Origin of the sequence: Streptomyces hundungensis (assembly GCF_003627815.1) — a bacterium.
Taxonomy (GTDB): Bacteria; Actinomycetota; Actinomycetes; order Streptomycetales; family Streptomycetaceae; genus Streptomyces; species Streptomyces hundungensis_A.
On the sequence record NZ_CP032698.1, the window covers coordinates 7,113,646 to 7,139,660 of the forward strand.

The following is a 26,015-nucleotide window of genomic DNA, read 5'->3' on the forward strand; positions in this document are numbered from 1 at the left end:
CCCGCACATCGGTGGGGCCATTCGGTGGTGGCGCCGCCGACGTGCGACGATGTGCGGCATGCCGCAGCAGCCCCCCGTTCGGAGCACACCGTCTCCGCCCCCGCGCCCCGACGCGTCGATGTCGCTGCTGACCAATGTCACGGACCACGCGCTCGACGACGGATACGCGGAGGCGACCGCGCGGCGCGAGGCCGAGGGCGGCGCTGGGATGCCGCGCACGCTGAAGGCCAAACTGGGTCTCGCGGCCGGTCTGGTGCTCGCCGCTCTCGTGGTGACGGTGGGGGCCGCGCAGGCGCGCTTCACCGCTCCCGTGGTCGCCAAGGAGCGCCAGGAGCTCATCAACAGGGTCGAGTCGGCGACCAAGGCCGCCGACAAGCTCCAGGACGACGTGGACGGGCTGCGCACCGAGGTCGGCGACCGACAGCGCAAGGCCCTGGAGAAGCACGGTGGTGACCAGGGCGAACTGGTGGCGCTGCTGTCCGGCGCGACGGAAGTGCACGGACCGGGCGTGAAACTCGTCGTCGACGACGCCAAGGAGACCGCCCAGGGCGACGGCAGCCGGCCGCGCGAGAGCACGACGTTCGCGGACACCGGCCGGGTGCGGGACCGGGACATGCAGCGCGTGGTCAACGGGCTGTGGCAGTCCGGCGCGGAGGCGATCGCCATCAACGGGCAGCGGCTGACATCGTTTTCGGCGATCCGGGCCGCCGGCGACGCCATACTGGTCGACAACAGGCCCCTGGTGCCGCCGTACACGGTCCTCGCGGTGGGTAACGGCAACAAGCTGAGCACCGACTTCCAGGACAGCGCGGACGGTCAGTACCTGCACGTGCTCCAGCAGAACTACGGGATCAGGGCGAGCGTTTCGGCCGAGGGCGACGTGCGCCTTCCGGCAGCGCCGAGCCTGACCGTGCGTACAGCAAAGCCAATGGCCACGGGCGCCGGCAAGGGCGCGGCCGCCACAGGGAAGGGCACATCGTGATCGCCGTACTTGGCCTCGTCGTGGGAGTCGTGGTCGGGCTTTTCGTCCGGCCCGAGGTGCCCGCGGTGGTCGAGCCGTATCTGCCGATCGCCGTCGTAGCGGCACTCGACGCGGTCTTCGGCGGGCTTCGCGCCATGCTCGACGGCATCTTCGTCGACAAGGTCTTCGTGGTCTCCTTCCTGTCGAACGTGGTGGTCGCGGCGCTGATCGTGTTCCTCGGCGACAAGTTGGGTGTCGGCGCGCAGCTGTCGACCGGCGTGGTCGTGGTGCTCGGCATCCGGATCTTCTCCAACGCGGCCGCCATCCGTCGGCACGTCTTCAGGGCCTGACGCCGATGAGTGACGCGGAGAAATACACCGATCAGGGTGACAACGCGCAGGAACCGCCGATCGACGCACCGGGTGAATCCACGGACGCGAAGCCGCAGCTGACGGGTCGTCAGCGGCTTGCCGCGGGCCTCTGGCCGCCGCGGGTCAGCCGGGCGCAGCTCATCGTCGCCCTGTTGCTGTTCGTGCTCGGCCTCGGGCTCGCCATCCAGGTCCGGTCCAACAGCGACAACAGCGCGCTGCGGGGCGCCCGCCAGGAGGACCTGGTCCGCATCCTGGATGAACTCGACTCGCGTACGAAGCGTCTTGAGGACGAGAAGCAGCGTCTGGAGGGCCAGCGCACCGAGCTGGAGACCAGCTCCAACCAGGCGGAAGAGGCGCGCAAGCAGACCGTGGAGAAGGAACAGCAGCTCGGCATCCTGGCCGGCACGGTCCCGGCGCAGGGCCCCGGCATCACGCTGACGATCAGCGACCCCAAGGGCGCCGTCGAGTCCGACAAGGTGCTCGACACGGTGCAGGAACTGCGCGCGGCCGGTGCGGAGGCGATCCAGATCAACGACGTGCGGGTGGTGGCCAATACGTACTTCTCCGACGAGACCGGTGGCATCGGGGTCGACGGCAAGAAGGTCACCGGGCCGTACGTCTTCAAGGTGATCGGCAAGCCCCAGGATCTCGAGCCGGCGCTGAACATCCCCGGCGGAGTGGTGCAGACTCTGGAGAAGGAGCAGGCCACCGCCACGGTGGTCCGCTCGGAGAAGATCGTTGTGAACGCCTTGCGAGTGGCGAAGCGGCCTGACTACGCTCAGTCGTCCTCGCACTGATGAGGACGGGTACGCGTCCTGGCGCACAACGACAGGAGGTTGCGGGGGGTCGCCGCTCCGTAACAGTGGTGCGTGGTGGAAACTGTTTGGCGGATACGGACGTTGTGAGGGTGTCCGGTTCGGCCGGTGTGTTGGTTCTGGGTTCGTCCTGCCCCACGGGCGGGTCTGTTTCGGTCAAGGGGAATCGCCCGTGAAGTTGTTTGCGAAGTTGTTCGGCAAGAGCGCACGCCAGGACGGCGGCAGCGCCGCCAGGCACCGTGCTCAGCGCCCCGGAGAGCCGGAGGAGCAGGGCGGCGAGCGCCCGCTGTTCCGCGATGAGGTGGCCGGTTCCGGTGGTGACATTCCGGGCGCGTCGTCTGTTGACCCGGCAGGTGCGGGGCGCATAGGTTTCGGGGAACCGTCAACCTCAAGTACGGGTGGAGGGTTTGCCTCCGACCCGTATGCCACCAGTGCCCACGCGGTGCCGCCGCGGCAGGAGGATCCGTCGATGTCGGGCATGCCGGTTTGTACGAGGTGCGGGCACACCAATCCCGCAGCCAGCCGCTTCTGTTCCAACTGCGGCGCGCCGCTGCGGCCCGGTGTCGTCCCGGAGCGAGCCTCCGAGACCACGTCGACCATCTCCATCTCCGGCCTCGAGGCGTACGACGCCGAGGTCACCGGTCAGACGCAGCTGCCGTCGCTCTCCCCGGAGGCGCAGGCCGCGGTCGACGCCCTTCCGCTGGGCTCGGCGCTCCTGGTGGTGCGCCGCGGGCCGAACTCGGGAAGCCGCTTCCTCCTGGACGGCGAACTGACGACGGCGGGCCGCCACCCCCAGAGCGACATCTTCCTGGACGACGTGACCGTCTCGCGTCGCCACGTGGAGTTCCGGCGCGGCTCCGACGGGCGGTTCACCGTCTCCGACGTCGGCAGCCTCAACGGTACGTATGTCAACCGCGAGCGGATCGACGCCGTCGATCTGAACAACGGCGACGAGGTGCAGATCGGGAAGTACCGGCTGGTCTTCTACGCGAGCCAGCGCGCGCTCTGAGCCCAGGCCAGGGAAGGTCCATGCTTCAGACACCGACGGGCGGTGCCGGATCGGGCACCGCCACCGCGGGCGGCCGGCTGATGAGCATCGGCGGGGTGCTCAACCAGCTGCGCGCCGAGTTCCCCGAAGTGACGATCTCAAAGATCCGGTTCCTGGAGTCGGAGGGCCTGGTGGAGCCCCGTCGTACGCCGTCGGGGTATCGCAAGTTCAGCCCTGAGGACGTCGAGCGGCTGGCTCAGGTGCTGCGGATGCAGCGGGACCACTATCTGCCGCTCAAGGTCATCCGCGAGCACCTGGACGCCCTGGACCGCGGTGAGCAGCCCTCCCTGCCGGCCCCGGGCGGCGGCCGGGAGCTGCTGGACGGCCTGGGCGAGCCGGACGGGGACCGGCCGACGGCCGCCCGGGTGGGGCGCGCCGAGCTGATGGCGGCCACCGATGTCACCGAGGCGGAACTGGCCGAATGGGAGTCCTACGGCCTGCTCACGCCCGGGCCCGAGGGCGGTTTCGACGCCGAGTCGGTGAATGTGGCACGCCTTGTGGCGGATCTGGGGCGATTCGGTCTGGAACCCCGCCATCTGCGCGCCATGAAGGCAGCCGCGGACCGTGAGGCGGGACTGGTCGAGCAGGTGGTGGCACCCCTGCGATTGCACCGTAATCCGCAGACCAGGGCCCATGCGGAGGCCACCACCAAGGAGCTCGCGGCGCTCTCCGTGCGCCTCCACGCGGCACTCGTGCAGACCGCCCTGGGTGTCCGGCTTCACTGATCTTGTGGGTGCCCGACTACCCAAACCTGCCGAGCACGTCCTAGGGTTGCTGTGTGAACGAGCTCGACGTCGTGGGTGTCCGGGTGGAAATGCCCTCCAACCAACCGATCGTGCTCCTGCGTGAAGTGGGAGGCGATAGGTACCTCCCTATCTGGATCGGTCCGGGGGAGGCGACCGCGATCGCCTTCGCCCAGCAGGGGATGGCGCCGGCGCGGCCGCTGACGCACGACCTTTTCAAGGACGTGCTGGAGGCCGTGGGTCAGGAACTGACCGAGGTCCGCATCACGGACCTGCGCGAAGGCGTCTTCTACGCGGAACTGGTCTTCGCCAGCGGCGTCGAGGTGAGCGCCCGGCCGTCCGACGCCATAGCGCTGGCGCTGCGCACCGGCACGCCGATCTACGGCAGTGACGGGGTCCTCGACGACGCGGGAATCGCCATCCCGGACGAGCAGGAGGACGAGGTGGAGAAGTTCCGCGAGTTCCTCGACCAGATCTCGCCCGAGGACTTCGGGACCAACAGCCAGTGAGCACCGGAAACGAGTGATCCGGCGGCCGTCCGAGTGATGCCGCGCGCGGCGCGTGCGCCGGAGGGGTTTCGGCGCATTCGAGTAGCCTTTCCCGCTGGAGAGACACGGGAAACCACTCTCAGGGTGATTATCACTCGGCGTGCCGAGTGTGGCGATCGTTGACGCACCCCTGGTGACTGCCTACCGTCGAGTGGGCAGGTCAAGGACGGAGGGTCGGCGTGAGAATGAGCGGCGACGGTACGGCAGGGGGTGCTCCCGGACTCGGTTCGGGAGAGGGCGGGCCGTACCCGCTCCACGGCGGTACGGCCGAGCCGAGCACCGACACGGTCGGCTATCGGGGGCCCACCGCGTGCGCGGCGGCGGGGATCACCTACCGCCAGCTCGACTACTGGGCGCGTACCGGCCTGGTCGAGCCCAGCGTCCGCCCGGCCTACGGCTCGGGCACCCAGCGCCTCTACAGCTTCCGGGACGTCGTCGTCCTGAAGATCGTCAAGCGCTTCCTCGACACCGGTGTGGCCCTCCAGAACATCCGGGCCGCCGTGCAGCACCTGCGCGATCGCGGCCTTGGCGATCTGGAGCGGATGACGCTGATGAGCGACGGCGCCACCGTCTACGAGTGCTCGTCGCCGGACGAGGTCGTGGACCTGCTCCAGGGCGGTCAGGGGATCTTCGGGATCGCGGTGGGCGTGGTGTGGCGGGACGTCGAGGCGGCCCTCTCCCAGCTGCACGGTGAGCGCGTCGACACCGGCGAGACCCTGGTCGGGCACAACCCGGCCGATGAGCTGGCCAGGCGGCGCAACCGGGCGGTCTGACCGCTCGGCGCCGGGGCCGATTGTCAGTGGCGTAGGGCAGCATCGGTGGTGTGAGAGCCGCGCCGACCATCCTGCATCTGGACATGGATGCCTTCTTCGCCGCCGCAGAGCAGGCGTCGAAGCCCAGCCTGCGCGGAAAACCCGTCGTGGTGGGCGGTCTCGGTCCGCGCGGCGTGGTCTCGACGGCCTCGTACGAGGCGAGACGTTTCGGGATCCGCTCGGCGATGCCCATGGCGCAGGCGCGGCGGCTCTGCCCCAACGCGGCCTATCTGGTGCCGCGCTTCCAGCTCTATCGCACCATCAGCGAGCAGGTGATGGAGCTGCTCGGGCGGCTGTCCCCGCTGGTCGAGCCGCTGAGCCTGGACGAGGCCTTCGTGGACCTGGAGGCCGGCGGGGTGGCCTTCGGGTCGGCGGCGGCGCGGGAGGCCGGTGAGCGGCTGCGCAGGGACATCAGGGCGGTCACCGGGCTGAGCGGGTCCGTGGGCCTCGCCGGATCCAAGATGCTGGCCAAGATCGCCTCCGAGCAGGCGAAGCCGGACGGCCTGGTGCTGATGGAGCCCGGCACCGAGCGCGCCCTCCTCGCGCCCATGTCGGTGCGCATCCTTCCCGGCGTCGGCCCGGCCACCGGCGAGCATCTGCGGCGGGCCGGCATGACCACCGTGGCGGACCTCTTCGAGGCGGGGGAGGACGAGCTCGTACGGCTCCTCGGCAAGTCGCACGGGGCCTCGCTCCACCGCATGGCGTCGGGGTACGACGACCGGCCCGTGGTGGCCGAGCGGGATGCCAAATCTGTGTCCGTGGAGGACACCTTCGACGTGGACCTGCACGACCGACTGCGGATCACCGGCGAGGTGGGGCGCCTCGCCGACCGGTGTGTGCAGCGGTTGCGGGCCTCCGGGCACTCGGGGCGCACCATCGTGCTCAAGGTCCGGCGGTACGACTTCTCGACGCTGACGCGCTCCGAGACGCTGCGCGGCCCCACCGACGATCCCGCGGTGGTCCGGGAGGCCGCGGCGCGGTTGCTGGAATCGGTGGACACCACGGGCGGCGTGCGCCTGCTCGGCGTCGGGGTCACCGGGCTCGCCGACTACACCCAGGAGGACCTGTTCGCCCAGGCCGCGGGGGAGCAGGGCGCACAGGAGCCGGAGAGCGAGGAGCCCGCCCGCGCGGCCGAGGCGGAGGCGGGGGCCCCGGCGGAGGCCGTGGAAGGCCCGGCTCAGCGGAGGTGGCTGGCCGGGCACGACGTACGCCATGTCGAGTACGGGCCGGGGTGGGTGCAGGGCAGCGGCGTAGGGCGGGTCACGGTGCGCTTCGAGACGCCGACGGCCCGGGTGCCCGGGCGCGTACGAACGTTCAAGGTGGACGACCCCGACCTGGAGCCCTCGGAACCGCTGCCACTGGTGGAGCGGGCTGCTGCGGAGACGGCGGCGCAGGCCGAAGAAGAGCCGGAGGCGGATGGGGAGGCGGCAGCCGAGGTCCGGTCGGGGGCGGTAGGGAAGGCGGCGACCGGGGGTGATCCGGAGGCGGGCGGGGAGGCGGCGGCCTAGGGCGGGCCGGGGGCGGGAGGGGAAGCAGCGAGCGCCGAGGGGCCGAGGACGGGTCGGCAGGCGGTGCGCGCGGGTGGGGGGTTGGGTCAGATGTCGCCGCCTGCGAGTCGGCCGAAGTCGCGGTCGGAGGGAGGTGGGCCGGGGTCGGGGGCCGCGATGTCCAGGCCGTAGTGGTGGTAGAGCTGGAGCTCCTGCTCCGGGGAGAGGTGGCGGCCCACGCCGAAGTCGGGGGCGTCCTTGATCAGGGCGCGGTCGTAGGGGACGCGCAGCGTCTCGTCGACCAGGGTGCTGGGTTCCAGGGGGACGAAGGCGTCCCTGCTGAACAGTCCGGTGCGTACGGCGGCCCACTCCGGGGCGCCGGTGGCGTCGTCGAGGTAGACCTCGTCCACCGTTCCGATCTTGTGTCCATTGCGGTCGTATGCCTTGCGGCCGATCAGGCTGCGCGGATCGATATCGGTCTGCACGGTCCCTCCAACTGGTCGCAACCGGTTACAACTGCTCCATAAGCACTACGAAAGGGCACATCGTGGGTGTTGGCCACTTGAGCAGTTGAACAAAGAATCGGCTCGGAGCGCGCTGGTAGGCTGGCAAACGGCTGCTGACCCCGTGCGGGAGAGTCCTCCGAAGTGCTCCCTGAGTGCTCGGCGGACGCCGAAGGAGCAACTCCTCCCCGGAATCTCTCAGGCCCACGGACCGCACGGACGAGGTCACTCTGGAAAGCAGGACGGGGGAAGCACGGGCACGTCAGCCCGGGCGGAACCTTTCCTCACCGACGGTGAAAACCGGATCGCCCCCGCGCGCCCCGGTGAAGCTCTCAGGTTGAGATGACAGAGGGGGAGGCCGTCCGGGTACCCGCGCCGTGGTACCCCTCGCAGGTCGTGCGACCAGGAGGCCTCCGTCATGACCGCCAACCGCATTCCGCTCAGCCGGCTCGAGCGTGGCATCCCCTTCGAGCAGCGCCACATCGGGCCCGATGCCGAGGCTCAGGCCAAGATGCTCGCCCAGGTCGGCTACGGCTCGCTCGACGAGCTGACCGCCGCCGCCGTCCCCGAGGTCATCAAGAGCGCCGGGGCACTGAACCTCCCCGAGGCGCGGACCGAGGCCGAGGTGCTCGCCGAGCTGCGACAGCTCGCGGACCGCAACCAGGTGCTCGCCCCCATGATCGGCCTCGGCTACTACGGCACCTTCACGCCGCCGGTGATCCTGCGCAACGTCATGGAGAACCCGGCCTGGTACACGGCGTACACGCCCTACCAGCCGGAGATCTCGCAGGGCCGCCTCGAGGCGCTGCTCAACTTCCAGACCATGGTGGCCGAGCTCACCGGCCTGCCCACCTCCGGCGCCTCGCTGCTCGACGAGGGCACCGCGGCCGCCGAGGCGCTCGCCCTGTCCCGGCGCGTGGGCAAGGTCAAGGGCGGGGTCTTCCTCGTCGACGCCGACACCCTGCCGCAGACCGTCGCCGTGATCCAGACGCGTGCCGAGCCGACCGGCGTCGAGGTCGTCGTCGCCGATCTCAGCGACGGCATCCCGGCCGAGGTCGCCGAGCGCGGTGTCTTCGGCGTGCTGCTTCAGTACCCCGGCGCCTCCGGTCAGGTCCGCGACCTCAAGCCGGTCATCGACGCGGCCCACGAGCTCGGCGCGATCGTCACCGTCGCCGCCGACCTGCTCGCCCTCACCCTGCTCGCCTCGCCGGGCTCGCTCGGCGCGGACATCGCCGTCGGCACCACCCAGCGCTTCGGCGTCCCGATGGGCTTCGGCGGCCCGCACGCCGGGTTCATGGCGGTCCAGGAGAAGTTCGCCCGCAGCCTGCCCGGCCGCCTCGTCGGCGTCTCCGTCGACGCCGACGGCAACAAGGCCTACCGCCTGGCCCTCCAGACCCGCGAGCAGCACATCCGCCGCGAGAAGGCCACCAGCAACATCTGCACCGCGCAGGTGCTGCTCGCGGTCATGGCCGGGATGTACGCCGTCTACCACGGCCCGGACGGGCTGCGCCAGATCGCCCAGCGCACCCACCGCTACGCCGCCCTGCTCGCCGAGGGGCTCAAGGCCGCCGGGGTCGACGTCGTCCACGGCGCCTACTTCGACACGCTCACCGTGCGGGTCCCGGGCAAGGCCGCCCAGGCCGTGGCCGCCGCCCGTCAGGGCGGGGTCAACCTGCACCTCGTCGACGCCGACACCGTCTCCATCGCCTGTGACGAGACCACCAACCGGGCCCAACTGGCCGCCGTCTGGGGCGCGTTCGGGGCCGATGCCGACATCGAGGCGCTGGACGCCACGGCCGCCGACACCCTGCCGGACGCGCTGCTGCGCACCGACGACTTCCTGACCCACCCGGTCTTCCACCAGCACCGCTCCGAGACCGCGATGCTGCGCTACCTGCGCAAGCTCGCCGACCGCGACTACGCGCTGGACCGCGGCATGATCCCGCTCGGCTCCTGCACCATGAAGCTGAACGCCACCACCGAGATGGAGCCGGTGACCTGGCCCGAGTTCGGGCAGATCCACCCCTTCGCGCCGGTCGACCAGGCCGCCGGCTACCTCACGCTCATCCGTGAGCTGGAGGAGCGGCTCGCCGAGGTCACCGGGTACGACGCGGTGTCCATCCAGCCCAACGCCGGTTCCCAGGGCGAGCTCGCGGGCCTGCTCGCGGTGCGCGCCTACCACCGCGCCAACGGCGACACCCAGCGCACCATCTGCCTCATCCCGTCGTCCGCGCACGGCACCAACGCGGCGAGCGCCGTGATGGCCGGCATGAAGGTCGTCGTCGTCAAGACCGCCGACGACGGCGAGGTCGACGCGGCCGACCTGCGCGCCAAGATCGAGCAGTACCGCGACGAGCTCTCGGTGCTGATGATCACCTACCCGTCCACGCACGGCGTGTTCGAGGAGCACGTCGCCGACATCTGCGCCCAGGTCCACGAGGCCGGCGGCCAGGTGTACGTCGACGGCGCCAACCTCAACGCCCTGGTGGGCCTCGCCAAGCCGGGCAAGTTCGGCGGCGACGTCTCCCACCTCAACCTGCACAAGACGTTCTGCATCCCGCACGGCGGCGGCGGCCCCGGTGTCGGCCCGGTCGGTGTGCGCGCCCACCTCGCGCCGTACCTGCCCAACCACCCGCTCCAGCCGACGGCCGGCCCCGCGACGGGCGTCGGCCCGATCTCCGCGGCCCCCTGGGGTTCGGCCGGCATCCTGCCGATCTCCTGGGCGTACGTCCGTCTGATGGGTGGCGAGGGCCTCAAGCGGGCGACCCAGGTCGCCGTGCTCGCCGCCAACTACATCGCCAAGCGCCTGGAGCCGCACTACCCGGTGCTCTACACCGGCCCCAACGGCCTCGTCGCGCACGAGTGCATCGTGGACCTGCGGTCGCTGTCCAAGGCGACCGGCGTCAGCGTCGACGACATCGCCAAGCGCCTGATCGACTACGGCTTCCACGCGCCGACCATGTCGTTCCCGGTGGCCGGCACGCTGATGATCGAGCCCACCGAGTCCGAGGACCTGGGCGAGATCGACCGGTTCTGCGACACGATGATCGCGATCCGCGGCGAGATCGAGAAGGTCGCCTCCGGCGTCTGGCCGGCCGACGACAACCCGCTCGCCAACGCCCCGCACACCGCTGCCGCGCTCGGCGGCGAGTGGAACCACGCCTACAGCCGCGAGGACGCCGTCTTCCCGGCCGGGGTGTCGGCCGCCGACAAGTACTGGCCGCCGGTCCGCCGCATCGACGGAGCCTTCGGCGACCGCAACCTGGTCTGCTCCTGCCCGCCGCTGGACGAGTACGACCACTGACCCACCCATGCGTAAGGGCCGGTTCGGGGTTTTCCCCGGGCCGGCCCTCATGTGTCCGTGCGGGACGATTCCGCTGGGGAGGCGTCCCTACGCGCGCTGTCCGTACGAAGCCGCGCTAGGCGGCGGTCGCCACCTGCTCCGCCGTGAGCGACCGGTGCGGGGCGATGATCTGCCCGTCCGGCAGCAGCTCACCGGTGTCCTCGAAGAGCAGGACACCGTTGCACAGCAGGCTCCAGCCCTGCTCCGGGTGGTGTGCCACGGGCTTCGCGGCTTCCCGGTCGGCGGAGAAGGCTGTCGGGCAGGCTGGCTGGTGCTGGCACATGGATGCGTTCTTTCGCTGCGTTGTGGTGAGTGTGCTGCGGCTCGATGCGTTGTTCATGGCCGCCCCCCGTAGTAAGTCGGTCGGTCCGTTCCCAGTGTTGCCCCACGGGAGTCAATCCGCAGGGATTTCGCGGCAGCGCTTCCTACTGCTTAATGACGTGTCACCCGTGCGGACGGTTCAGCTCAACTGGCCTGTCTTTTCGGGTGGTTCGGGGTGGCCCGGCAGGACTAGCCCGTATGGCTGAGGCCGCGCGTACGCAGCATAGACACACCAGGCCCCGCGACCACGCTGGTCGCGGGGCACTTTTTTCGCCGGGCGCCGACGGCAGGGGTCAGACGGGCTGTCCGAGCAGGGGGGCGGTGGCCAGACGCAGGCTGAGTACCGGCAGCAGTTCGCTGACCCGCAGCGGACGATGGGCGCAGATGCCGGGCGGGGCGGGGGCGAGCGGCACCAGGAGGTCGTGGGGCGCGGGGCTGCCCGAGGCGCCGTCGGCGCTCGTGTCCGTGTGCAGCCACAGGGTGAGCATGTACAGCTCGGGGATCGAAAGCAGCCGGGGCTGGTAGTGGGTGGCGAGCGGCTCGGCCTGGCGCAGGGCGCGCTGGGTCGAGGCGATGTAGGGGCCCTCGAAGAAGTGCGAGAAGGCCCAACCGTCCGGAGTGAGGCGGGTGTCCGCGGCGGCGACCGGATGGTCGGGGTCGCTGATCAGGAAGCGCCAGCCGGCCAGGCGGGTGCGCGGGGTCCGGCCGCCCGGGGTGATCCCGTCCAGGACGTGGAGCGGGAGCGGGAGTTCGGGGGTGAGCGGACCTTCGGTGGAGCGGAGGGCCGGGGTGCGGGCCTCGCGCACGGCGGTGGGGGAACCGAGTGCCGCGAGGACGCTGCGCAGGGCGGGCGCGGGAGCCGGGGGGACATGCAGCGGCATGGTGGGTCGCCTCTCACTTCGGAGACACGGTGATGCGTGGGCGGTGCGGACGGCGCTGTCTGCGGTGCGGGGTCAGAGGGGGGCCGACGATGAATGGCCGGGGGCGCCAACTCTCTGCCTCGTTTGCGGAGTTTATACGACACGTGTTCACGCGGGGTTTCAACTAGCCGTCCCGGTATTTGCCCGCAAGCCGGTATCAGGTCCTTTTGTGCGGGCGTCCTACCCGGGGGAATGTGATGCCCGCCGCGCCGACCTGGAGAGTTGTCCCGGCGGGGGTCGGCCGATTCTCGTCGGTGTTTTTCACCATTCCCGAGAAGACGGTAACTGCACGTTGCCGTATGCCTGCTGAATGTGCCGGAGGCCGTAGTCGTCGACGCTACTCCATCAGCACCTCCCGCGCAGGCGTTATGGATCAGTCAGTCTGGGCATTATCGACCATGACACGGAGTGCCCGGTGCCACCGGGTGCCCATTCGAGGAGGGACCCATCGATGGGGGAGAAGGTCGTGGCAGGCGGATTCGACCTGTCCGATCGGCACCGCTACCGGGACAAGCTGCACCAGTGCCTGGAGGGGCTGGAGAAGCTGCTGGCCCAGAAGCGGTTCGACCGTCCCAAGAACATGATGGGGCTGGAGCTCGAGCTGAATCTCGCGGGTCCCGACGGTATGCCGCGCATGATGAATGGCGAGGTGCTCGAACGCATCGCGAGCCGGGATTTCCAGACCGAACTCGGAATGTTCAATCTGGAAGTGAACATCGCCCCGCACCGGCTCGGAGGCCGGGTATTCGATCAGCTCGCCGAGGAGCTGCGCACCGCCCTCGGGTACGCGGATCGCAAGGCCGGAGAGGTCGACGCGGGCATCGTCATGATCGGTATTCTGCCGACGCTGACGCAGGACGACCTCGTACCCGGGAACCTTTCCGACGTCGACCGCTACCAGTTGCTCAACGATCAAATCGTGGCCGCCCGCGGGGAGGATTTCACCCTCGACATCCACGGCGTGGAACGGCTCTCCTGCACCTCCGCGTCCATCGCCCCCGAGGCCGCCTGTACCTCCGTGCAGTTGCATTTGCAGGTGACGCCGGCGCGGTTCGCCGCGGTGTGGAACGCGGCCCAGGCGGTCGCCGCCGTGCAGGTCGCGATGGGCGCCAACGCGCCCTTCCTGTTCGGCCGTGAGCTGTGGCGCGAGTCCCGGCCGCCGCTGTTCGAGCAGGCCACCGACACCCGGCCGGCGGAACTGCGCGCCCAAGGGGTGCGCCCGCGCACCTGGTTCGGGGAGCGCTGGGTGTCGTCCGCCTATGAACTCTTCGAGGAGAACCTGCGGTTCTTCCCGCCGCTGCTGCCCATCTGCGACGAGGAGGAGCCGCTGCGCGTCATCGCGGACGGCGGGGTGCCGGGCCTGAAGGAGCTGGTGCTGCACAACGGGACGATCTACCGGTGGAACCGGCCGGTGTACGGGATCGCCGACGGGGTGCCGCATCTGAGGGTGGAGAACAGGGTGCTGCCGGCCGGGCCCACCGTCGCCGACGTCCTCGCCAACACGGCCTTCTATTACGGCCTGGTGCGGGCCCTCGCCGAGGAGTCGCGGCCGGTGTGGACGCGGCTGCCCTTCGAGTCCGCGGCCTCCAACTTCGACGCCGCCTGCCGCTACGGGATCGACGCCGAGCTCCTGTGGCCGGTGCCGCGGCGTGGTGGCGGCGTCGCCCGGGTGCCCGCCATCAAGCTCGTCAGCGAGGAGTTGCTGCCGCTGGCGGCGGCCGGGCTCGACGCGTGGGGCATCGAGGCGGCAGACCGCGATTACTACCTCGGGATCATCGAGGAGCGCTGCCGACGTCGCGTCAACGGGGCGTCCTGGCAGGTCGACACCTACCATCGGGCGCTGGCCGCCGGACTCGGCAGGGAGGCGGCGCTCGCCGCCACCACCCGGCGCTACCGGGAGCTGATGCTGGAGGGCGAGCCCGTGCACACCTGGCCGACGGGCTTCCCGGGCCCGGAGGCGCGCCGGCGCTAGGGTCTGTCCGGCGGATCTGGTCGCCGTCGGGGTGCCTTGGCCTTGTGGTGCTGGTGAGTGGGGGGCTGGTGCGTCCAGCTGCACGGCGGAGGAGGGCGGCGACGCGGAGCGTCGGCAACCGACGGCAATGCCGCAGATGGGCGTGCCGGCCCCCCGCGTCCCAGACAAGATCCGCCGGACAGGCCCTAGGCGCGGTGCTGGGCCTGGACCAGGGTCACGATCGCCCTGAGGATCACGGCCTGGATGTCGGCCGGGTCGTTGACCTGGTAGCCGGCGCCGCCGCCCGCCCGCGCGATCTCCCGCACCTCGTCCTGGTCGGCCTGCGGGCCGACCGCGATGGCGATCAGCGCCACCGGCTTCGCGGGGTCCGCGAGCTGGTGCAACCGGGCGACGAGGTCGGCGCGCGAGATGCTGCCCGGGTCCTCGTTGGCGCCGTCGGTGAGCAGCACCACCGCGTTGAACTTGCCGCTCGCGTACGTCGAGGTCGCCTCCTGGTACGCGGCCAGCGTCGTGTCGAAGAGGCCGGTCGCGCCGTGCGGCACCGGCTGGAGCGCGGCGAACGCCGACGTCAGCCTGGACCGCTGGGTGCCGCCGCCGGCCGCCGGGTCACCCAGCCGGGCGGTCGGCACCAGGCGACGGTAGTCGCGGGAGCCGTCGAGCCGGGTGGCGAAGTCCCACAGGCCGATCTCGTCCTCGGCGGTGAACTGCGCAAGCGCCTGGAGCAGCGAGGCCTTGGTGACGTCCATCCGGGAGCGGCCGCCCGAGCCCGGAACCGCGGCCGCCATCGACCCCGAGGCGTCCACCACCGTGGTGAGCCGCGCGCTCTGCACGGTGATCGTCCACATGCCGAGGGCGTCCTGGAGCTCCTGGTTCGAGGGAGGGTCGGCGGTGGCGCTCGCGTACGGCTGCGGTGCGCTGCCGCCGGCTGCCGAGACGATCGGGTCGGCGACGGCCCGTCCCGGTGCGCGAAACCCCCGCCCGGCGAGGGCGCGTTGGGACCCGGGGTCGCCGAGCAGCGTCAAAAAGCGCATCGCCGCCCGGCTCTCGTCGGTACTCATGCCGGCTTCACGGACCATGGCGTACGGATAGTCCAGGTGTGGCGCGCCGTCCTTGGGATAGAAGAGACGCAGCGCGCTCGCGGAACTCCCGCCGCCATGTGCGGCGTTGTAGGAGAAGGCCGCCTGCTCGGAGAGGATCACGGTCGCGCTGGTGCGTGAAGTCCCGCTATTGGTGGGCGAGTTGGCGGGGGCGAGCGTATCGACCACATGGCCGTCGCTGTCGGCGACGCGCTGCGAGAGCACTTTGGCGAGCGCCGCGCCCAGGGTGGCGCCCTCGCCGCCCCGGGCCGCCGCGGACTTGCCGATGCAGCTCAGCGCGAGCAGGCCCGCGGCGCTGTGCGCGGGGTCCGCCGAGCCCAGGCGCAGCTTGTCGTCCTGGGTGGCGGCCAGCGCCAACTCGGCCCAGGTGTACGTCTTGTGGGGCCAGCCGAGCGACGCGGCCGCGGTGGGCAGCGCGCCGAGCGCGACGGGGGAGTCGGCGACATGGCCCGCGGTGACCACGGTGGCCGAACCGCTCGCGTCCTTGGCGCGGTCCACCCACAGCGAGGCGTCCGGTATCCACACCGCGAAGTCGGGTCTGGAGCGGGAGGTGAAGGACGCGGCCACCTCGGAGGAGTCGCGGGCGGTGACCCGTACGTCCATGCACGAGCCGTCCGAGGTGATCCGCTCCTCGCGGGCCCGGTCGGCGACGGCCTCGATCACCGGAGCCACGTCCGGGGAGGCGACCAGGTCCAGCCGTACCGCGGAGGACGCGCAGGAGCGGCCGAAGGAGAGCGCCCCGCGCTGCACGGCGACGGCGGCGCCCCCGGCCACGGCCAGGACGAGCGCGGTGGCGAGGGCGACCGTCCGCCGCCGGGCGGAGTCCCGGACCGCCCCGGTGCTGCCGGTCTCGGCGTCGTCGGGCAAGCTGTGACGTCCCATGGCGGTGGTGCCCCTCCTTGAAACCCGAACAAGGAAATCCGAACAAGGAAAAAGGAGACCCGCACCCTCGTAAGGGCGCCCGTCCCCCGGCCTGTCGCGCGCGATCTTCGTGATGTCCTTCGAGACCCTAGCGGGGCGGCCGTGGGGAGGGAACGGGATTCGTCAACTGGAGGCAGGTGTGCAGGTGGAGGCCGAGCGCGTGGCTGATTCTCTTCCCCAAGGGGGTACTTCACCGCGGATCCTGCGGTCCGAGACGGTGCTCGTGCTGGCGCTCTCACTCGGCGCGAGCGGAGTGTCGGCGCTGATCAGCTTCGTGGGCTCGCTCACCAAGGAGGGCGGGCTCAAGCATCAGGCGGCGAACCTCAACGCCTCCCACGCCCCCGGACGGCCGTGGCTCGATCTCGCCTGGCAGCTCTTCGGCATCGCGACGGCGCTGGTGCCGGTCGCGCTCGTGGCACACCTGTTGTTCCGCGAGCGCGGAGCGGGCCTGAGGACGCTCGGCCTAGACCGGACGCGGCCCTGGTCGGACCTGGGCCGCGGGGTGCTGATCGCCGCCGGGATCGGCAGCGCGGGGCTCGCCTTCTATCTGGTGGCGCGGGCAGTGGGCGGCAACTTGACGGTGGTTCCCGAGTCGCTGCCCGGTGTGTGGTGGAAGTATCCGGTACTCGTCCTTTCGGCGTTGCAGAACGCGGTGCTCGAAGAAGTCATCGTCGTCGGGTATCTGCTGCGCAGACTCGGCCAGTTGGGGTGGACGCCCATGGCCGCGCTGGTGGCCGGTTCCGTACTGCGCGGCTCGTACCACCTCTACCAGGGCGTGGGCGGCTTCGTCGGCAACATGGTGATGGGCGTGGTCTTCGTCCTGCTCTACCGGCGCTGGCAGCGGGTCGGGCCGCTCGTCGTGGCGCACGCACTGCTCGACATCGGGGCGTTCGTCGGGTACGCGCTGCTCGCCGGGAAGGTGAGCTGGCTCCCGACGATGTGAGGCGGCTTCAGGGGGCGGTCAGCAGCTCGCCGTCGATCACGGTCACGGCCCGGCCGGTGAGCAGGGTGCGCTCGCCGCGCAGCTCGGTGCGGACGATCCCGGAGCGGGCCGAGGCCTGGAGGCCGGTCAGTTCGGTACGGCCCAGGCGCGCCGACCAGAACGGGGCGAGGGCGGTGTGGGCGCTGCCCGTCACCGGGTCCTCGTCGACGCCGACGTTGGGGAAGAAGCAGCGCGAGACGAAGTCGTAGCCGCGGGCCGGGTCGGCGGCCGGGGCCGTCGCGATGATGCCGCGCTCGGAGTGCCGGCCCAGCGCCTTGATGTCGGGCGCGAGGGAACGCACGGCCGCCTCGTCGGACAGCTCCACCAGGAGGTCACCGATGTGGGCGGAGGTGCCGTGGGCCGAGAGGACCGGGGCGCCGAGCGCCTCGGCGAGCCCCGCCGGGACCGGCTCCTCCCGGAGGGCGGAGGTGGGGAAGTCCAGGGTGATCGTGCCGTCCTCGGCGGTGGTCGACGTCAGGATGCCGCAGCGCGCGGCGAACCGCACGGTCCCGGTCGCGGCCCCCGTGGAGTGCAGCACGTGCGCGGTGGCCAGGGTGGCGTGGCCGCACATGTCGACCTCGGTGCCGGGCGTGAACCAGCGCAGCGCCCAGTCCGCCTCACCGCCCGGTGGCAGGGGGTGGGCGAAGGCGGTCTCCGCGTGGTTGACCTCGCGGGCGACGTCCTGGAGCCAGGTGTCGGACGGGAAGGCGTCGAGCAGCAGGACGCCGGCCGGGTTGCCGGCGAAGGGGCGGTCGGTGAAGGCGTCGACGATTCGGATGCGCATGGCGGCACCGTACGGGACGCGCGATCCCCGGGACCAAGGCCAATGCGCGACCGCTGGACCGGTTGGGGGGCGGCGCCTTCGATGCGGCTGGGCGTGGTCGCCCAGGGGTACCCCGGTTCACGGCGGGACGGCGAGGTGGGCGCCGTCCGCGCCGTGTCGGCGTCGGGGAACTCAGGCGGTCAGGCGGTCAGGGGGACGGGGTGGACCTCGTCGGCCCGGTGGCCGGCCCGCTCGTGGATGCGCTGCACGGCTTCGGCCGACGGCGCCTCGGAGAGGCAGTAGACCGTGCCCGACTTTGGGTCCGCCCAGGCCTTCTCGAAGTGGACGCCCTCCTCCTTCTCGATGGCGAGGTCCGCTTGGTGGGCCTGCTTCAGCTGGTCGGCGGTGATGCCCGCCATGCCGTGGTGGACGTCCATGAACTGGGACATGGCGTCGCACCCCCTTCCGGCGATCGGTGCCGGGGCGTTCAGAACTGCCAAGTCCGTTTGCCAGTTCCAGCTCCGCTCCCTCCATCGTGCGCCCGAAGGGCTGCGCGGGCGAGCGAGCAGGGACCGGGGGCGGGCGGGTCGGCGCGTCGGCGGCGGACTTCCTGAGAGAGGCTTGCCAAGCGTAAGTCACCGATATATCGTTGACGCATCGCGACAGATCAACGATGGAAGGAAACGAATCATGCGTTCCCATGGATATGGACAGCAAGGACCCGGCCATCGCGGTCGGGGCGACTTCGAGGGGCGGCGTGCCGCCTTCGGGCCCTTCGGTCCCGGCTTCGGCGGGGGCCCGTGGGGTGGTGGACCCGGCGGCCGTGGTGGCCGGGGCGGTCCCCGGGGCAGGGCGCGGCGCGGCGATGTCCGCGCGTCGATCCTGGCCCTCCTGAAGGACCGGCCGATGCACGGCTACGAGATGATCCAGGAGATCGCCGAGCGCAGTGGCGGGGCCTGGAAGCCCAGCCCGGGCTCGGTCTACCCCACCCTCCAGCTGCTGGAGGACGAGGGTCTGATCACCAGCGAGAGCGAGGGCGGCAAGAAGCTGTTCACGCTCACCGACGCCGGGCGCGCGGAGGCCGAATCGGGAGCCGACGCTCCTTGGGAGGACGCCGGGCGCGGGGTCGACTGGGAGGCCATGCACGAGATCCGACAGGCCGGCTCCGGTCTGATGGAGGCGTTCGGCCAGGTCTGGAAGACCGGCTCCGCCGAACAGCGCCAGAAGGCGATCGCCGTCATCAACGACGCCCGTAAGAAGCTCTATCTGATCCTCGCCGACGAAGGCTGAGCCTCGTCAAAAGGCAAGCTGAACCCCGTCGGAAGTCGAGCCCCGCGGCCCCTGGCCGCGGGGCTTCGGCGCGCTCAGGCGCACAGGCCCCCGAGCTTGCGCAACGACTCGTTGAGCGCCGCCGTCGCCGAGTCCTTGAGCTTGCCCGCCATCAGCGAGACCGCGGCGCCGGTGAACTCGCCGTCGATGCGGACCGTGCTGGCCTCGCCCTCCGGAATGACCGTGTACCGGTTGGTGACGTTCACGCCCATCGGGCCCTTGCCCTTGACGCCGAAGACCCGGCCGGCCTCGAACTCGTCCACCGTCCAGGCCACTTCGGCGGGGAAGCCCATGAGCTTCATGTTCTCCGCGTAGGTCGCGCCCAGTTCCAGCTTGTCGGGCCCGCCCGCGGGGAAGCTGGTGTGCGTGGCGTTCCACTCGCCGTACGAGGAGAAGTCGGTGAGCTGCGCCCAGACCTTCTCGGCCGGAGCCTCGATGCGTGCCTCCGCGCTGACCTCGGCCATGCGACCACTCCTTCGTGGGACGGTGACGGGGACGTGCGCGGAACGTAGCCGCAGCGGGGCGAACATTCAATACTGATGGACCGTCAGATCTGCTGGGTCGCCAGGGCCCAGATCTGGGCCGAGTCGAAGAGGTCGCAGGCGCGCGGCCGCGCGGACTCGTCGTGGCAGTGGAACGCGGCCCAGAACAGATCGCCGGGCAGCGCGTCGAGCGGCGCGTACACCCGGTACACGTACTCCTGTCCGTCCTCGGCCAGGAGGGCGACCATCCAGCACATCGGCGCTCCCTCGGCGGGCGGTGGGGACGGCTGTGGCATCGGGGAAGGTGTGTCATCGGGGAAGGACGAGCCCGCGCGGTGGAGCGGTTGCGCCGGGGGCGCGGGCGATGGCGGCTCGCGCCCTGGGGTTGCCCCCTGGGGGAGATTCCCGAGATCTCATCCGTAAGGAGGAGAAGCCGGTCATGCGTGCCCACCTTGTGCGGGAGGGCGAATGCTCCCGCACGGGGATGTTCTCGGAGTCGGCGGCTGATGAGGTGGAGGGGTGCACAGTCCTCCCCCCGGAGCTCCCCGAACGACCGCTCCCGCAGACCTCGACGCCCGGCTCACCGCGGAGCTGAGTTCGGTGGTCGCGGGCGCCCGCAGGCGCGCGCTGCGCGACGGCGACCGCCAGCTGGACACCGCGCACCTGCTGCACTCCCTGATGGAGAGCGACCCCGAGGTGCGCGCCGTCTTCGACGACGGCCCCCAAGTGGCGCGGGTGCTCGGGTATTTGGTGCAGCGCAGCATCGGGTACGGGCTGCGCTGGCAGGGGTCCGTCGAGGACTCGGGGCCCGTGCCCCTCATGAGCCGGTCCGGCTGGTCGCCCAGCACGTTGGCGGCGGTCGAGTACGCGCTGGGTCTCGCCGACGCCCGCGGCGAGCGGGTCACCGGACGGGACGTCCTGGCCGGGCTCACCGCCGACCGCGCGTGCCGGGCCGTCCAGGTGCTGCGGCACGCGGGCGTCGAGGCGGCCACGCTGACCGAACGCCTGAGAGAGCCGGAGGAACAGCACGCCCTGCGGTCCCGGTAGCGCGCCCGGCCGTCGGTGACGCGGTGCGACGGGTCCGGGCCGAAGCCCCCGCCCTGCGGTGTGCACCAGACGCCTCCGGCCGTCCGCGACGCGGTGCGACGGGCCCGTGCCGAAGCCCCGCCCTGCGGTGTGCACCAGACGCCTCCGGCCGTCCGCGACGCGGTGCGACGGGCCAAGGCCGAACCCCCCGCCCTGCCGTGCGCACCAGACGCGTCCGGCCGTCCGCGACGCGGTGCGACGGGCCCGTGCCGAAGCCCCCGGCCCGGCCGCGCGCACCAGGTGTGTCCGACAGGTGTTACGCGGATGACGGTCCTGACCCGTGCTGTCATGATGGGCCGATGCACGCGTCTCGGGGAAGAAGCGTCGGCCTGGGACTCGCCCTGGCGTCGGCCTTCGCTTTCGGTGGTTCAGGAGTGGCGGCCAAGCCGCTGATCGAAGCGGGGCTCGACCCGCTGCACGTGGTGTGGCTGCGGGTGACCGGCGCCGCGCTCGTCATGCTGCCGGTGGCCTGGCGCCACCGCCGTCTCGTGCTGCGCAAGCCCGCGCTGCTCGCCGGGTTCGGGCTGCTGGCCGTCGCCGGCGTGCAGGCCTGCTACTTCGCCTCGATCTCGCGCATACCCGTCGGCGTCGCCCTGCTCGTGGAGTACCTGGCGCCCGCGCTCGTCCTCGGCTGGGTCCGGTTCGTTCAGCGCAGGACCGTGAGCCGCGCCGCCGCGGCCGGTGTGGTGCTCGCCGTCGGCGGGCTCGCCTGTGTGGTCGAGGTCTGGTCCGGGCTGAGCTTCGACGCGGTCGGACTGCTCCTCGCGCTCGGCGCCGCCTGCTGCCAGGTCGGCTACTTCGTCCTGTCCGACCAGGGCGGCGAGGGCGAGGACAGCGTGGACCCGCTCGGTGTCATCGCCTACGGACTGCTCATCGGCTCGCTCGTCCTGACCGTCATGGCCCGCCCCTGGGGCATGAGGTGGTCGGTGCTCGCCGGCAGCGCCGGCATGAACGGCTCCCAGGTTCCCGCCGCGCTGCTGCTCTGCTGGATCGTGCTGATCGCGACCGTGATCGCCTACGTCACCGGCGTGGTCTCGGTGCGCAAGCTCTCGCCGCAGGTGGCCGGCGTGGTCGCCTGCCTGGAGGCGGTGCTCGCCACCGTGTTCGCCTGGATCCTGCTCGGTGAACATCTCTCCGCTCCGCAGATCGTCGGCGGCGCGGTCGTCCTGACCGGCGCGTTCATCGCCCAGTCCGCGGCGCCGAAGGCCCCCTCGGGACCGATCGCCTCCGGTGGACCCGTGGCCGCCGAAGGGGAGTTGTCGGCCGGGCACTCCGCCGCCTAGGGTGGCGATCATGCATACGACCGTACTGCCGCCTCCCGCCGCGTAACGCGGGCGGCCGCCTCGGACGAGGAACCGGCTCGGGCAGTCCCCGAGCGGCTCGTCGCTGCCCGCGTACTCCACGCCAGCGACCAGCCACCACCTTCCTCTTCGGAGTACGTACGTGTCGAACTCTTCGACGGGCCTCGCCATGGGCCCCTCCACCGCGCTGCCCCTGGGCCGCGGTCTGCTCTACCTCGCCGTCGCCGGAGTCGCCTGGGGCACCGCGGGCGGCGCCGCGGCCCTGGTCTTCGGGGCCAGCGACCTCGGACCGCTCGCCCTGTCGTTCTGGCGGTGCGCCGGCGGACTCGTGTTGCTGCTCGGCGCGATGGCGCTGCGCCGTCGGCCCGCCCCGGCCCCCGTCGCCGAACCGCGCCGCCGAAGGCTGCTCCGTATCCTCGGCAACGGCATCGGTCTGATGGTCTTCCAGAGCGCCTACTTCGCGGCCGTCGAGGCCACCGGACTCGCGGTCGCCACCGTGGTCACCCTGGGCGCCGGCCCGGTGCTCATCGCGCTCGGCGCCCGCCTCGCGCTCGGGGAGCGGATCGGCTGGGCCGGCACCGCCGCCGTCACCGGAGCGCTCGCCGGGCTCGCGGTCCTGTGCGTCGGCAACGGCGGGGGCACGGTCAGGCCCGCCGGGGTCGTCCTCGCGCTGGTGTCGGCCGCCGGATATGCCGCGATCACCCTGCTCACCCGGTGGCTCGGGCGCGACGGCCGGGCGGCGGACCCGTCGGCCACCACGGCCTGGGCCTTCGGCGTCGCGGCCGTGCTCCTGCTGCCGTTCGCGGGCGCCGAGGGACTGCTGCCGCACACCGTGGAACCGGCGCGGGTGGCCGTCCTGCTGGTGTACGTGGCGGCGGTCCCCACCGCCCTCGCCTATGCCCTCTACTTCGCGGGGGCCGCGGTCGTCCGGGCCGCGACCGTCTCCGTGATCATGCTGCTCGAACCGGTCAGCGCGGCCGTCATCGCCGTGTCCGTGCTCGGCGAGCGGATCACCGCGGCCACCGCCGCAGGCACCTCGCTGCTGCTCCTCGCGGTGATCGGGCTGGCGGCCGCCGAGACGCGACAGGCGGCCAGGTCCCGCCGCGCGGCGGTGGCGCTGTAGCGAGCGGGCGGGCGGGTCCGGCGGCGCCCGGTCAGCGTGCGGTGAGGTACTCCGGTACGGCGAGCGCCGGGTCGAGGTCGTCCGCGGGCACGGGCTCGCCGTAGCCCGGGGCGAGCGGCAGGACGCCGGCCCAGTGCGGCAGCCCGAGGTCTTCGGCGTCGTCGTTCGGGCCGCCGGAGCGGAGCTTGGCCGAGACCTCGTTCAGATCGAGGCTGATCACCGCGGTCGCGGCCAGTTCCTTCGCGGTCGCCGGGCGCGAATCCCGTGAGCGGCCGGGCACGACCTGGTCCACCAGCGCGTCGAGCGCCTCGCGCTTCTCGCGCGGGTCGGTCACCTCGTGCGCGGTTCCGTGCACCACCACCGAGCGGTAGTTGATCGAGTGGTGGAAGGCGGAACGGGCGAGCACGAGCCCGTCGACATGGGTGACCGTCAGACAGACCGCGAGCCCCGGGTCCGCCTGGCCCGCCGCGCGCAGCGGACGCGCCCCGGTCGAGCCGTGTATGTACAGCCGCTCGCCGACCCGGGCGAAGAGCGTCGGCAGCACCACGGGCGCGCCGTCCCGGACGAAGCCCAGGTGGCAGAGGTACGCCGTGTCGAGGATGCCGTGCACCAGCTCGCGGTCGTACGAGGCCCGCTCGCGGTAGCGGGTCGGTACGGTGCGGTCGGTCGCCGGGTAGGGGGCCGCGGTCGAGGTGTCCGCCATTGCGTTCTCCATTGCACTAGTGCATAATCTTCTTTGTGCTAGGAGAATATCGGATCGAAGGCCGTCGCGCATCGGAGATTGCCGAGAGCGTGGAGCGCGCGGTGGGTTCCGGCGGGCTCGAACCGGGTCAACTGCTGCCCCCGCTCAGGGAGTTGGCCACCGAGCTCGGCGTGAACCCCAACACCGTCGCGGCCGCCTATCGGCTGCTTCGCGACCGAGGGGTCATCGAGACGGCGGGCCGCCGCGGCAGCCGCGTGCGGCCGAGGCCCGCGAGCACCGCCCGCGACCTGATCCGCGCGGACGTGCCCGAGGGGGTACGGAACATCGCCGACGGCAATCCGGACCCGCGGTTCCTGCCCCCGCTCGCGAAGGCCCTAGCGGCCGCCGCCCACGACAACGCGGCCCAGCCCGGCCGGTATCTGTACGGGCAGGAGCCCGTGGACGCGGAGCTCGCCCGGCTCGCCCGCGCGGCCTTCGATAAGGGGGGTGTGCCGGACGGACCGGTCGGGGTGCTCTCCGGATCGCTCGACGCCATCGAGCGGGTGCTCAGCGCCCATCTGCGGCCGGGCGACGCCGTGGCCATCGAGGACCCGGGCTGGGGCGCGCTGCTCGACCTCGTACCGGCGCTCGGCCTGAAACCCGAACCCATGGAGCTCGACGAGGAAGGCCCGCTGCCCGAAGGGCTCGAACGGGCCCTCGCCGCGGGGGCCCGGGCCGTCGTCGTCACCTGCCGGGCGCAGAACCCGACCGGCGCGGCCGTGAGCGCGGCCCGCGCCCGGGCCCTGCGCGCCGTGCTCGCCGCGCACCCCGGGGTGCTGCTCATCGAGGACGACCACGGCCACGGCATGGTGGACCTGCCCCTGCACACCATCGCGCCGGCCACCCGGCACTGGGCGTTCGTACGGTCGGTGGCCAAGGCGTACGGGCCGGACCTGCGGCTCGCCGTCCTCACCGGGGACGCCGTCACGCTCGACCGGGTGCGCGGGCGCCAGCGGCTCGGCCCGGGATGGGTCAGCCGACTGCTCCAGCGGGCCGTGGTCGAGCTGTGGACCTCCGGCGCCGTCGACCCGGCGAAGGTCGCGCGCTCCTACCGCGAGCGGCGCGAAGGGCTGGTACGGGCGCTGCGGGAGCGCGGGGTCGAGGCCCAGGGGCGCAGCGGGTTCGTGGTGTGGGTGCCGGTTCCCGACGAGACGGGGGCGGTGTCCCGGCTGCTGCACGCGGGCTGGGCGGTCGCACCCGGCGCCCGCTTCCGGATGGCCTCGGCGCCCGGGGTGCGGATCACCGTGTCGAGCCTGACCCCGCGGGAGATCGGCCCGCTCGCGGACGCCGTCGCCGCCGCGGTCGGCCCGGGCCCTGGCGCGCGCTTCGCCTACTGACCCCGCTTGGCGCGCGGACGGCTCTGAGTGAGCGCCGCGCCCGCCAGCACGACGGCCGCCCCCACCGGCGTGTTCCAGCTCAGGCTCTCGCCGAGGACCACGACGCCCGCGGCCGTGGCGATCACCGGAATGAAATAGGTGACCATCTGCGCGGTCGTCGGGCCCACCTCGTTCACGAGCCCGTACTGGACCAGCACCGCGAGACCCGTGCCGAGCGCCCCCAGCGCGGCCACGGCCAGCGACGGCACGAGCGGGAAGGCATGCGGAAAACCGGCGAACAGCGGGGTTACCAGGGCGAGTTGAAGGCTCGCCACACCGAGCTGGGAGCCGATCAGGGAGAGATTGGAGTGGCCGCCGCCCGCCAGGGTGCGCCGGACGTAGATCCAGCCGATCGGGTAGCAGAGCGAGGCGAGCAGGGCCAGCGCGGTGCCCGTGACGTCCAGGCCGTGGAAGCCCTGCCACGCGCCGAGCACGGTCAGCACCCCGAGGAATCCGAGCCCGAGCCCCGCCACCCGGCGGCGGGTCGGCCGGTCCTCGGAGAGCGCCACCATCGACAGGGCCATGCCCCACAGCGGCGAGGTCGCGTTGCAGATGCCGGCCAGCGTCGACGGAATGGTCAGTTCCGAGTAGGCGAACAGGGAGAACGGCGCGGCGTTGAGCAGCAGCGCCGCCACCGTGAGGTGCAGCCAGGTACGGCGCCCGCGCGGCAGCCGCTCCCGCTTGACGGCCATCGCCACCGCGAGCACCAGGGTGCCGAACATTAGCCGCCCGAGGGTGACCTGGAACGGGGCGTACCCATCGGTGCCCACCTTGATCAGCAGAAAGCTGAAGCCCCAGATCAGCGAGAGCCCCGCGAACCGCAGGCGCCAGTCCAGGGCCGGACGGCGGCGGACGGTCGGCGTCGGGGACGGCGGGAGCGAGGTGGAGGGCGTGGAGGGCGTGGGCCGGGGCGGGGTGGCGGTGCTCATGACGACCACCATCGCGCCTCGGTACTACGTAGCACAAGCG

Annotated in this window: 26 protein-coding genes and 1 riboswitch; of the genes, 16 read left to right on the top strand and 10 right to left on the bottom strand. The window is 71.8% G+C overall.

The window, feature by feature from the left end; translation table 11 throughout:
• Positions 1-49: 49 nt before the first annotated feature.
• The 8 genes from DWB77_RS31590 to DWB77_RS31625 all read left to right on the top strand — a co-directional run bounded on the left by DWB77_RS31590 (position 50) and on the right by DWB77_RS31625 (position 6,806).
• Positions 50-982 (top strand): DUF881 domain-containing protein, encoded by a 933-nt coding sequence (locus tag DWB77_RS31590; RefSeq protein WP_174248657.1) that lies wholly within the window; start codon positions 50-52, stop codon positions 980-982.
• Positions 979-1,311 (top strand): small basic family protein, encoded by a 333-nt coding sequence (locus tag DWB77_RS31595; RefSeq protein WP_031069011.1) that lies wholly within the window; start codon positions 979-981, stop codon positions 1,309-1,311. The genes DWB77_RS31590 and DWB77_RS31595 overlap by 4 nt, the downstream gene beginning before the upstream one ends.
• A 5-nt stretch (positions 1,312-1,316) precedes the next feature.
• Positions 1,317-2,129 carry a DUF881 domain-containing protein gene (locus tag DWB77_RS31600; RefSeq protein WP_120725385.1) on the top strand — a complete coding sequence of 271 codons (813 nt, stop codon included), beginning with the start codon at positions 1,317-1,319 and terminating at the stop codon, positions 2,127-2,129.
• Positions 2,130-2,211: 82 nt separating this feature from the next.
• Positions 2,212-3,156, top strand: coding sequence for an FHA domain-containing protein (locus DWB77_RS31605; RefSeq protein ID WP_120725386.1), 945 nt, complete (start codon positions 2,212-2,214; stop codon positions 3,154-3,156).
• Positions 3,157-3,176: 20 nt separating this feature from the next.
• The gene (locus tag DWB77_RS31610; RefSeq protein ID WP_120725387.1) at positions 3,177-3,920 is read left to right on the top strand and encodes a MerR family transcriptional regulator; all 744 of its coding nucleotides are present in this window, start codon (positions 3,177-3,179) and stop codon (positions 3,918-3,920) included.
• Positions 3,921-3,973: 53 nt separating this feature from the next.
• Positions 3,974-4,447: a bifunctional nuclease family protein gene (locus DWB77_RS31615; RefSeq protein ID WP_006123076.1), complete on the top strand. Its 474-nt coding sequence runs from the start codon at positions 3,974-3,976 to the stop codon at positions 4,445-4,447.
• A 224-nt stretch (positions 4,448-4,671) separates the two neighbouring features.
• Positions 4,672-5,259: a MerR family transcriptional regulator gene (locus DWB77_RS31620; protein ID WP_174248733.1), complete on the top strand. Its 588-nt coding sequence runs from the start codon at positions 4,672-4,674 to the stop codon at positions 5,257-5,259.
• A 50-nt stretch (positions 5,260-5,309) separates the two neighbouring features.
• The gene (locus DWB77_RS31625; RefSeq protein WP_120725389.1) at positions 5,310-6,806 is read left to right on the top strand and encodes a DNA polymerase IV; all 1,497 of its coding nucleotides are present in this window, start codon (positions 5,310-5,312) and stop codon (positions 6,804-6,806) included.
• A gap of 86 nt (positions 6,807-6,892) precedes the next feature.
• Here the strand turns inward: DWB77_RS31625 and DWB77_RS31630 are convergent, their stop codons facing one another.
• Positions 6,893-7,270, bottom strand: a complete 378-nt coding sequence (locus DWB77_RS31630; RefSeq protein ID WP_120725390.1) for a PRC-barrel domain-containing protein — start codon at positions 7,268-7,270, stop codon at positions 6,893-6,895.
• A 135-nt stretch (positions 7,271-7,405) separates the two neighbouring features.
• Positions 7,406-7,512: riboswitch (glycine riboswitch) on the top strand.
• 194 nt (positions 7,513-7,706) lie between these two features.
• Here DWB77_RS31630 and gcvP point away from each other — a divergent pair.
• On the top strand, positions 7,707-10,592 hold the full coding sequence (gene gcvP, locus DWB77_RS31635) for an aminomethyl-transferring glycine dehydrogenase (RefSeq protein WP_120725391.1): 2,886 nt from the start codon (positions 7,707-7,709) through the stop codon (positions 10,590-10,592).
• Between the two features lie 115 nt (positions 10,593-10,707).
• Here the strand turns inward: gcvP and DWB77_RS31640 are convergent, their stop codons facing one another.
• Together DWB77_RS31640 and DWB77_RS31645 are read right to left on the bottom strand one after the other, a co-directional pair.
• The gene (locus tag DWB77_RS31640; protein WP_053729707.1) at positions 10,708-10,914 is read right to left on the bottom strand and encodes a DUF5999 family protein; all 207 of its coding nucleotides are present in this window, start codon (positions 10,912-10,914) and stop codon (positions 10,708-10,710) included.
• Positions 10,915-11,245: 331 nt separating this feature from the next.
• Entirely contained in the window at positions 11,246-11,833 is a 588-nt protein-coding gene (locus tag DWB77_RS31645) for a hypothetical protein (RefSeq protein WP_120725392.1), read from the bottom strand.
• Between the two features lie 490 nt (positions 11,834-12,323).
• Here DWB77_RS31645 and DWB77_RS31650 point away from each other — a divergent pair, with 490 nt between their 5' ends.
• Positions 12,324-13,844: a glutamate--cysteine ligase gene (locus DWB77_RS31650; protein WP_120725393.1), complete on the top strand. Its 1,521-nt coding sequence runs from the start codon at positions 12,324-12,326 to the stop codon at positions 13,842-13,844.
• A 185-nt stretch (positions 13,845-14,029) separates the two neighbouring features.
• Here the strand turns inward: DWB77_RS31650 and DWB77_RS31655 are convergent, their stop codons facing one another.
• On the bottom strand, positions 14,030-15,823 hold the full coding sequence (locus tag DWB77_RS31655) for a VWA domain-containing protein (RefSeq protein WP_120725394.1): 1,794 nt from the start codon (positions 15,821-15,823) through the stop codon (positions 14,030-14,032).
• Positions 15,824-16,022: 199 nt separating this feature from the next.
• Here DWB77_RS31655 and DWB77_RS31660 point away from each other — a divergent pair, with 199 nt between their 5' ends.
• Positions 16,023-16,805, top strand: a complete 783-nt coding sequence (locus tag DWB77_RS31660; RefSeq protein ID WP_120728469.1) for a CPBP family intramembrane glutamic endopeptidase — start codon at positions 16,023-16,025, stop codon at positions 16,803-16,805.
• A 7-nt stretch (positions 16,806-16,812) separates the two neighbouring features.
• Here DWB77_RS31660 and DWB77_RS31665 read toward each other — a convergent pair whose 3' ends face one another.
• Together DWB77_RS31665 and DWB77_RS31670 are read right to left on the bottom strand one after the other, a co-directional pair.
• A complete protein-coding gene (locus DWB77_RS31665; RefSeq protein ID WP_120725395.1) occupies positions 16,813-17,628 on the bottom strand; it encodes a PhzF family phenazine biosynthesis protein in 816 nt (271 codons plus the stop codon).
• A 179-nt stretch (positions 17,629-17,807) separates the two neighbouring features.
• Complete coding sequence (locus tag DWB77_RS31670) at positions 17,808-18,056, bottom strand: SCO4226 family nickel-binding protein (protein ID WP_120725396.1); 249 nt, start codon at positions 18,054-18,056, stop codon at positions 17,808-17,810.
• Between the two features lie 241 nt (positions 18,057-18,297).
• Here DWB77_RS31670 and DWB77_RS31675 point away from each other — a divergent pair, with 241 nt between their 5' ends.
• A complete protein-coding gene (locus DWB77_RS31675) occupies positions 18,298-18,897 on the top strand; it encodes a PadR family transcriptional regulator (protein WP_120725397.1) in 600 nt (199 codons plus the stop codon).
• A 74-nt stretch (positions 18,898-18,971) separates the two neighbouring features.
• Here DWB77_RS31675 and DWB77_RS31680 read toward each other — a convergent pair whose 3' ends face one another.
• Both DWB77_RS31680 and DWB77_RS31685 read right to left on the bottom strand, forming a co-directional pair.
• Entirely contained in the window at positions 18,972-19,400 is a 429-nt protein-coding gene (locus DWB77_RS31680) for a type II toxin-antitoxin system Rv0910 family toxin (RefSeq protein WP_120725399.1), read from the bottom strand.
• A gap of 83 nt (positions 19,401-19,483) precedes the next feature.
• Positions 19,484-19,675, bottom strand: a complete 192-nt coding sequence (locus DWB77_RS31685) for a hypothetical protein (RefSeq protein WP_120725401.1) — start codon at positions 19,673-19,675, stop codon at positions 19,484-19,486.
• Between the two features lie 262 nt (positions 19,676-19,937).
• On the opposite strand from DWB77_RS31685, the gene DWB77_RS31690 reads away from it, so the two are divergent.
• The 3 genes from DWB77_RS31690 (at position 19,938) to DWB77_RS31700 (ending at position 22,928) form a co-directional block, all read left to right on the top strand.
• Positions 19,938-20,465, top strand: coding sequence for a Clp protease N-terminal domain-containing protein (locus tag DWB77_RS31690; RefSeq protein ID WP_120725403.1), 528 nt, complete (start codon positions 19,938-19,940; stop codon positions 20,463-20,465).
• A 338-nt stretch (positions 20,466-20,803) separates the two neighbouring features.
• Positions 20,804-21,787, top strand: coding sequence for an EamA family transporter (locus DWB77_RS31695; RefSeq protein ID WP_120725405.1), 984 nt, complete (start codon positions 20,804-20,806; stop codon positions 21,785-21,787).
• A 187-nt stretch (positions 21,788-21,974) separates the two neighbouring features.
• Entirely contained in the window at positions 21,975-22,928 is a 954-nt protein-coding gene (locus tag DWB77_RS31700; RefSeq protein WP_120725407.1) for a DMT family transporter, read from the top strand.
• 31 nt (positions 22,929-22,959) lie between these two features.
• Here DWB77_RS31700 and DWB77_RS31705 read toward each other — a convergent pair whose 3' ends face one another.
• Positions 22,960-23,643 carry a pyridoxamine 5'-phosphate oxidase family protein gene (locus DWB77_RS31705; RefSeq protein WP_120725409.1) on the bottom strand — a complete coding sequence of 228 codons (684 nt, stop codon included), beginning with the start codon at positions 23,641-23,643 and terminating at the stop codon, positions 22,960-22,962.
• 23 nt (positions 23,644-23,666) lie between these two features.
• On the opposite strand from DWB77_RS31705, the gene DWB77_RS31710 reads away from it, so the two are divergent.
• Complete coding sequence (locus tag DWB77_RS31710) at positions 23,667-25,007, top strand: aminotransferase class I/II-fold pyridoxal phosphate-dependent enzyme (RefSeq protein WP_120725411.1); 1,341 nt, start codon at positions 23,667-23,669, stop codon at positions 25,005-25,007.
• Here DWB77_RS31710 and DWB77_RS31715 read toward each other — a convergent pair.
• On the bottom strand, positions 25,001-25,975 hold the full coding sequence (locus DWB77_RS31715; RefSeq protein ID WP_246033696.1) for a DMT family transporter: 975 nt from the start codon (positions 25,973-25,975) through the stop codon (positions 25,001-25,003). The genes DWB77_RS31710 and DWB77_RS31715 overlap by 7 nt on opposite strands.
• Positions 25,976-26,015 lie beyond the last annotated feature (40 nt).

Bases quoted from the DNA above. Each gene is read 5' to 3' on its own strand.
- DWB77_RS31590 (WP_174248657.1), top strand. From the start codon at position 50: ATGTGCGGCATGCCGCAGCAGCCCCCCGTTCGGAGCACACCGTCTCCG.
- DWB77_RS31600 (WP_120725385.1), top strand. From the start codon at position 1,317: ATGAGTGACGCGGAGAAATACACCGATCAGGGTGACAACGCGCAGGAA.
- DWB77_RS31610 (WP_120725387.1), top strand. From the start codon at position 3,177: ATGCTTCAGACACCGACGGGCGGTGCCGGATCGGGCACCGCCACCGCG.
- DWB77_RS31620 (WP_174248733.1), top strand. From the start codon at position 4,672: ATGAGCGGCGACGGTACGGCAGGGGGTGCTCCCGGACTCGGTTCGGGA.
- gcvP (WP_120725391.1), top strand. From the start codon at position 7,707: ATGACCGCCAACCGCATTCCGCTCAGCCGGCTCGAGCGTGGCATCCCC.
- DWB77_RS31640 (WP_053729707.1), bottom strand. From the start codon at position 10,914: ATGTGCCAGCACCAGCCAGCCTGCCCGACAGCCTTCTCCGCCGACCGG.
- DWB77_RS31645 (WP_120725392.1), bottom strand. From the start codon at position 11,833: ATGCCGCTGCATGTCCCCCCGGCTCCCGCGCCCGCCCTGCGCAGCGTC.
- DWB77_RS31650 (WP_120725393.1), top strand. From the start codon at position 12,324: ATGGGGGAGAAGGTCGTGGCAGGCGGATTCGACCTGTCCGATCGGCAC.
- DWB77_RS31655 (WP_120725394.1), bottom strand. From the start codon at position 15,823: ATGGGACGTCACAGCTTGCCCGACGACGCCGAGACCGGCAGCACCGGG.
- DWB77_RS31665 (WP_120725395.1), bottom strand. From the start codon at position 17,628: ATGCGCATCCGAATCGTCGACGCCTTCACCGACCGCCCCTTCGCCGGC.
- DWB77_RS31670 (WP_120725396.1), bottom strand. From the start codon at position 18,056: ATGTCCCAGTTCATGGACGTCCACCACGGCATGGCGGGCATCACCGCC.
- DWB77_RS31675 (WP_120725397.1), top strand. From the start codon at position 18,298: ATGCGTTCCCATGGATATGGACAGCAAGGACCCGGCCATCGCGGTCGG.
- DWB77_RS31680 (WP_120725399.1), bottom strand. From the start codon at position 19,400: ATGGCCGAGGTCAGCGCGGAGGCACGCATCGAGGCTCCGGCCGAGAAG.
- DWB77_RS31685 (WP_120725401.1), bottom strand. From the start codon at position 19,675: ATGTGCTGGATGGTCGCCCTCCTGGCCGAGGACGGACAGGAGTACGTG.
- DWB77_RS31695 (WP_120725405.1), top strand. From the start codon at position 20,804: ATGCACGCGTCTCGGGGAAGAAGCGTCGGCCTGGGACTCGCCCTGGCG.
- DWB77_RS31700 (WP_120725407.1), top strand. From the start codon at position 21,975: ATGGGCCCCTCCACCGCGCTGCCCCTGGGCCGCGGTCTGCTCTACCTC.
- DWB77_RS31705 (WP_120725409.1), bottom strand. From the start codon at position 23,643: ATGGAGAACGCAATGGCGGACACCTCGACCGCGGCCCCCTACCCGGCG.
- DWB77_RS31715 (WP_246033696.1), bottom strand. From the start codon at position 25,975: ATGAGCACCGCCACCCCGCCCCGGCCCACGCCCTCCACGCCCTCCACC.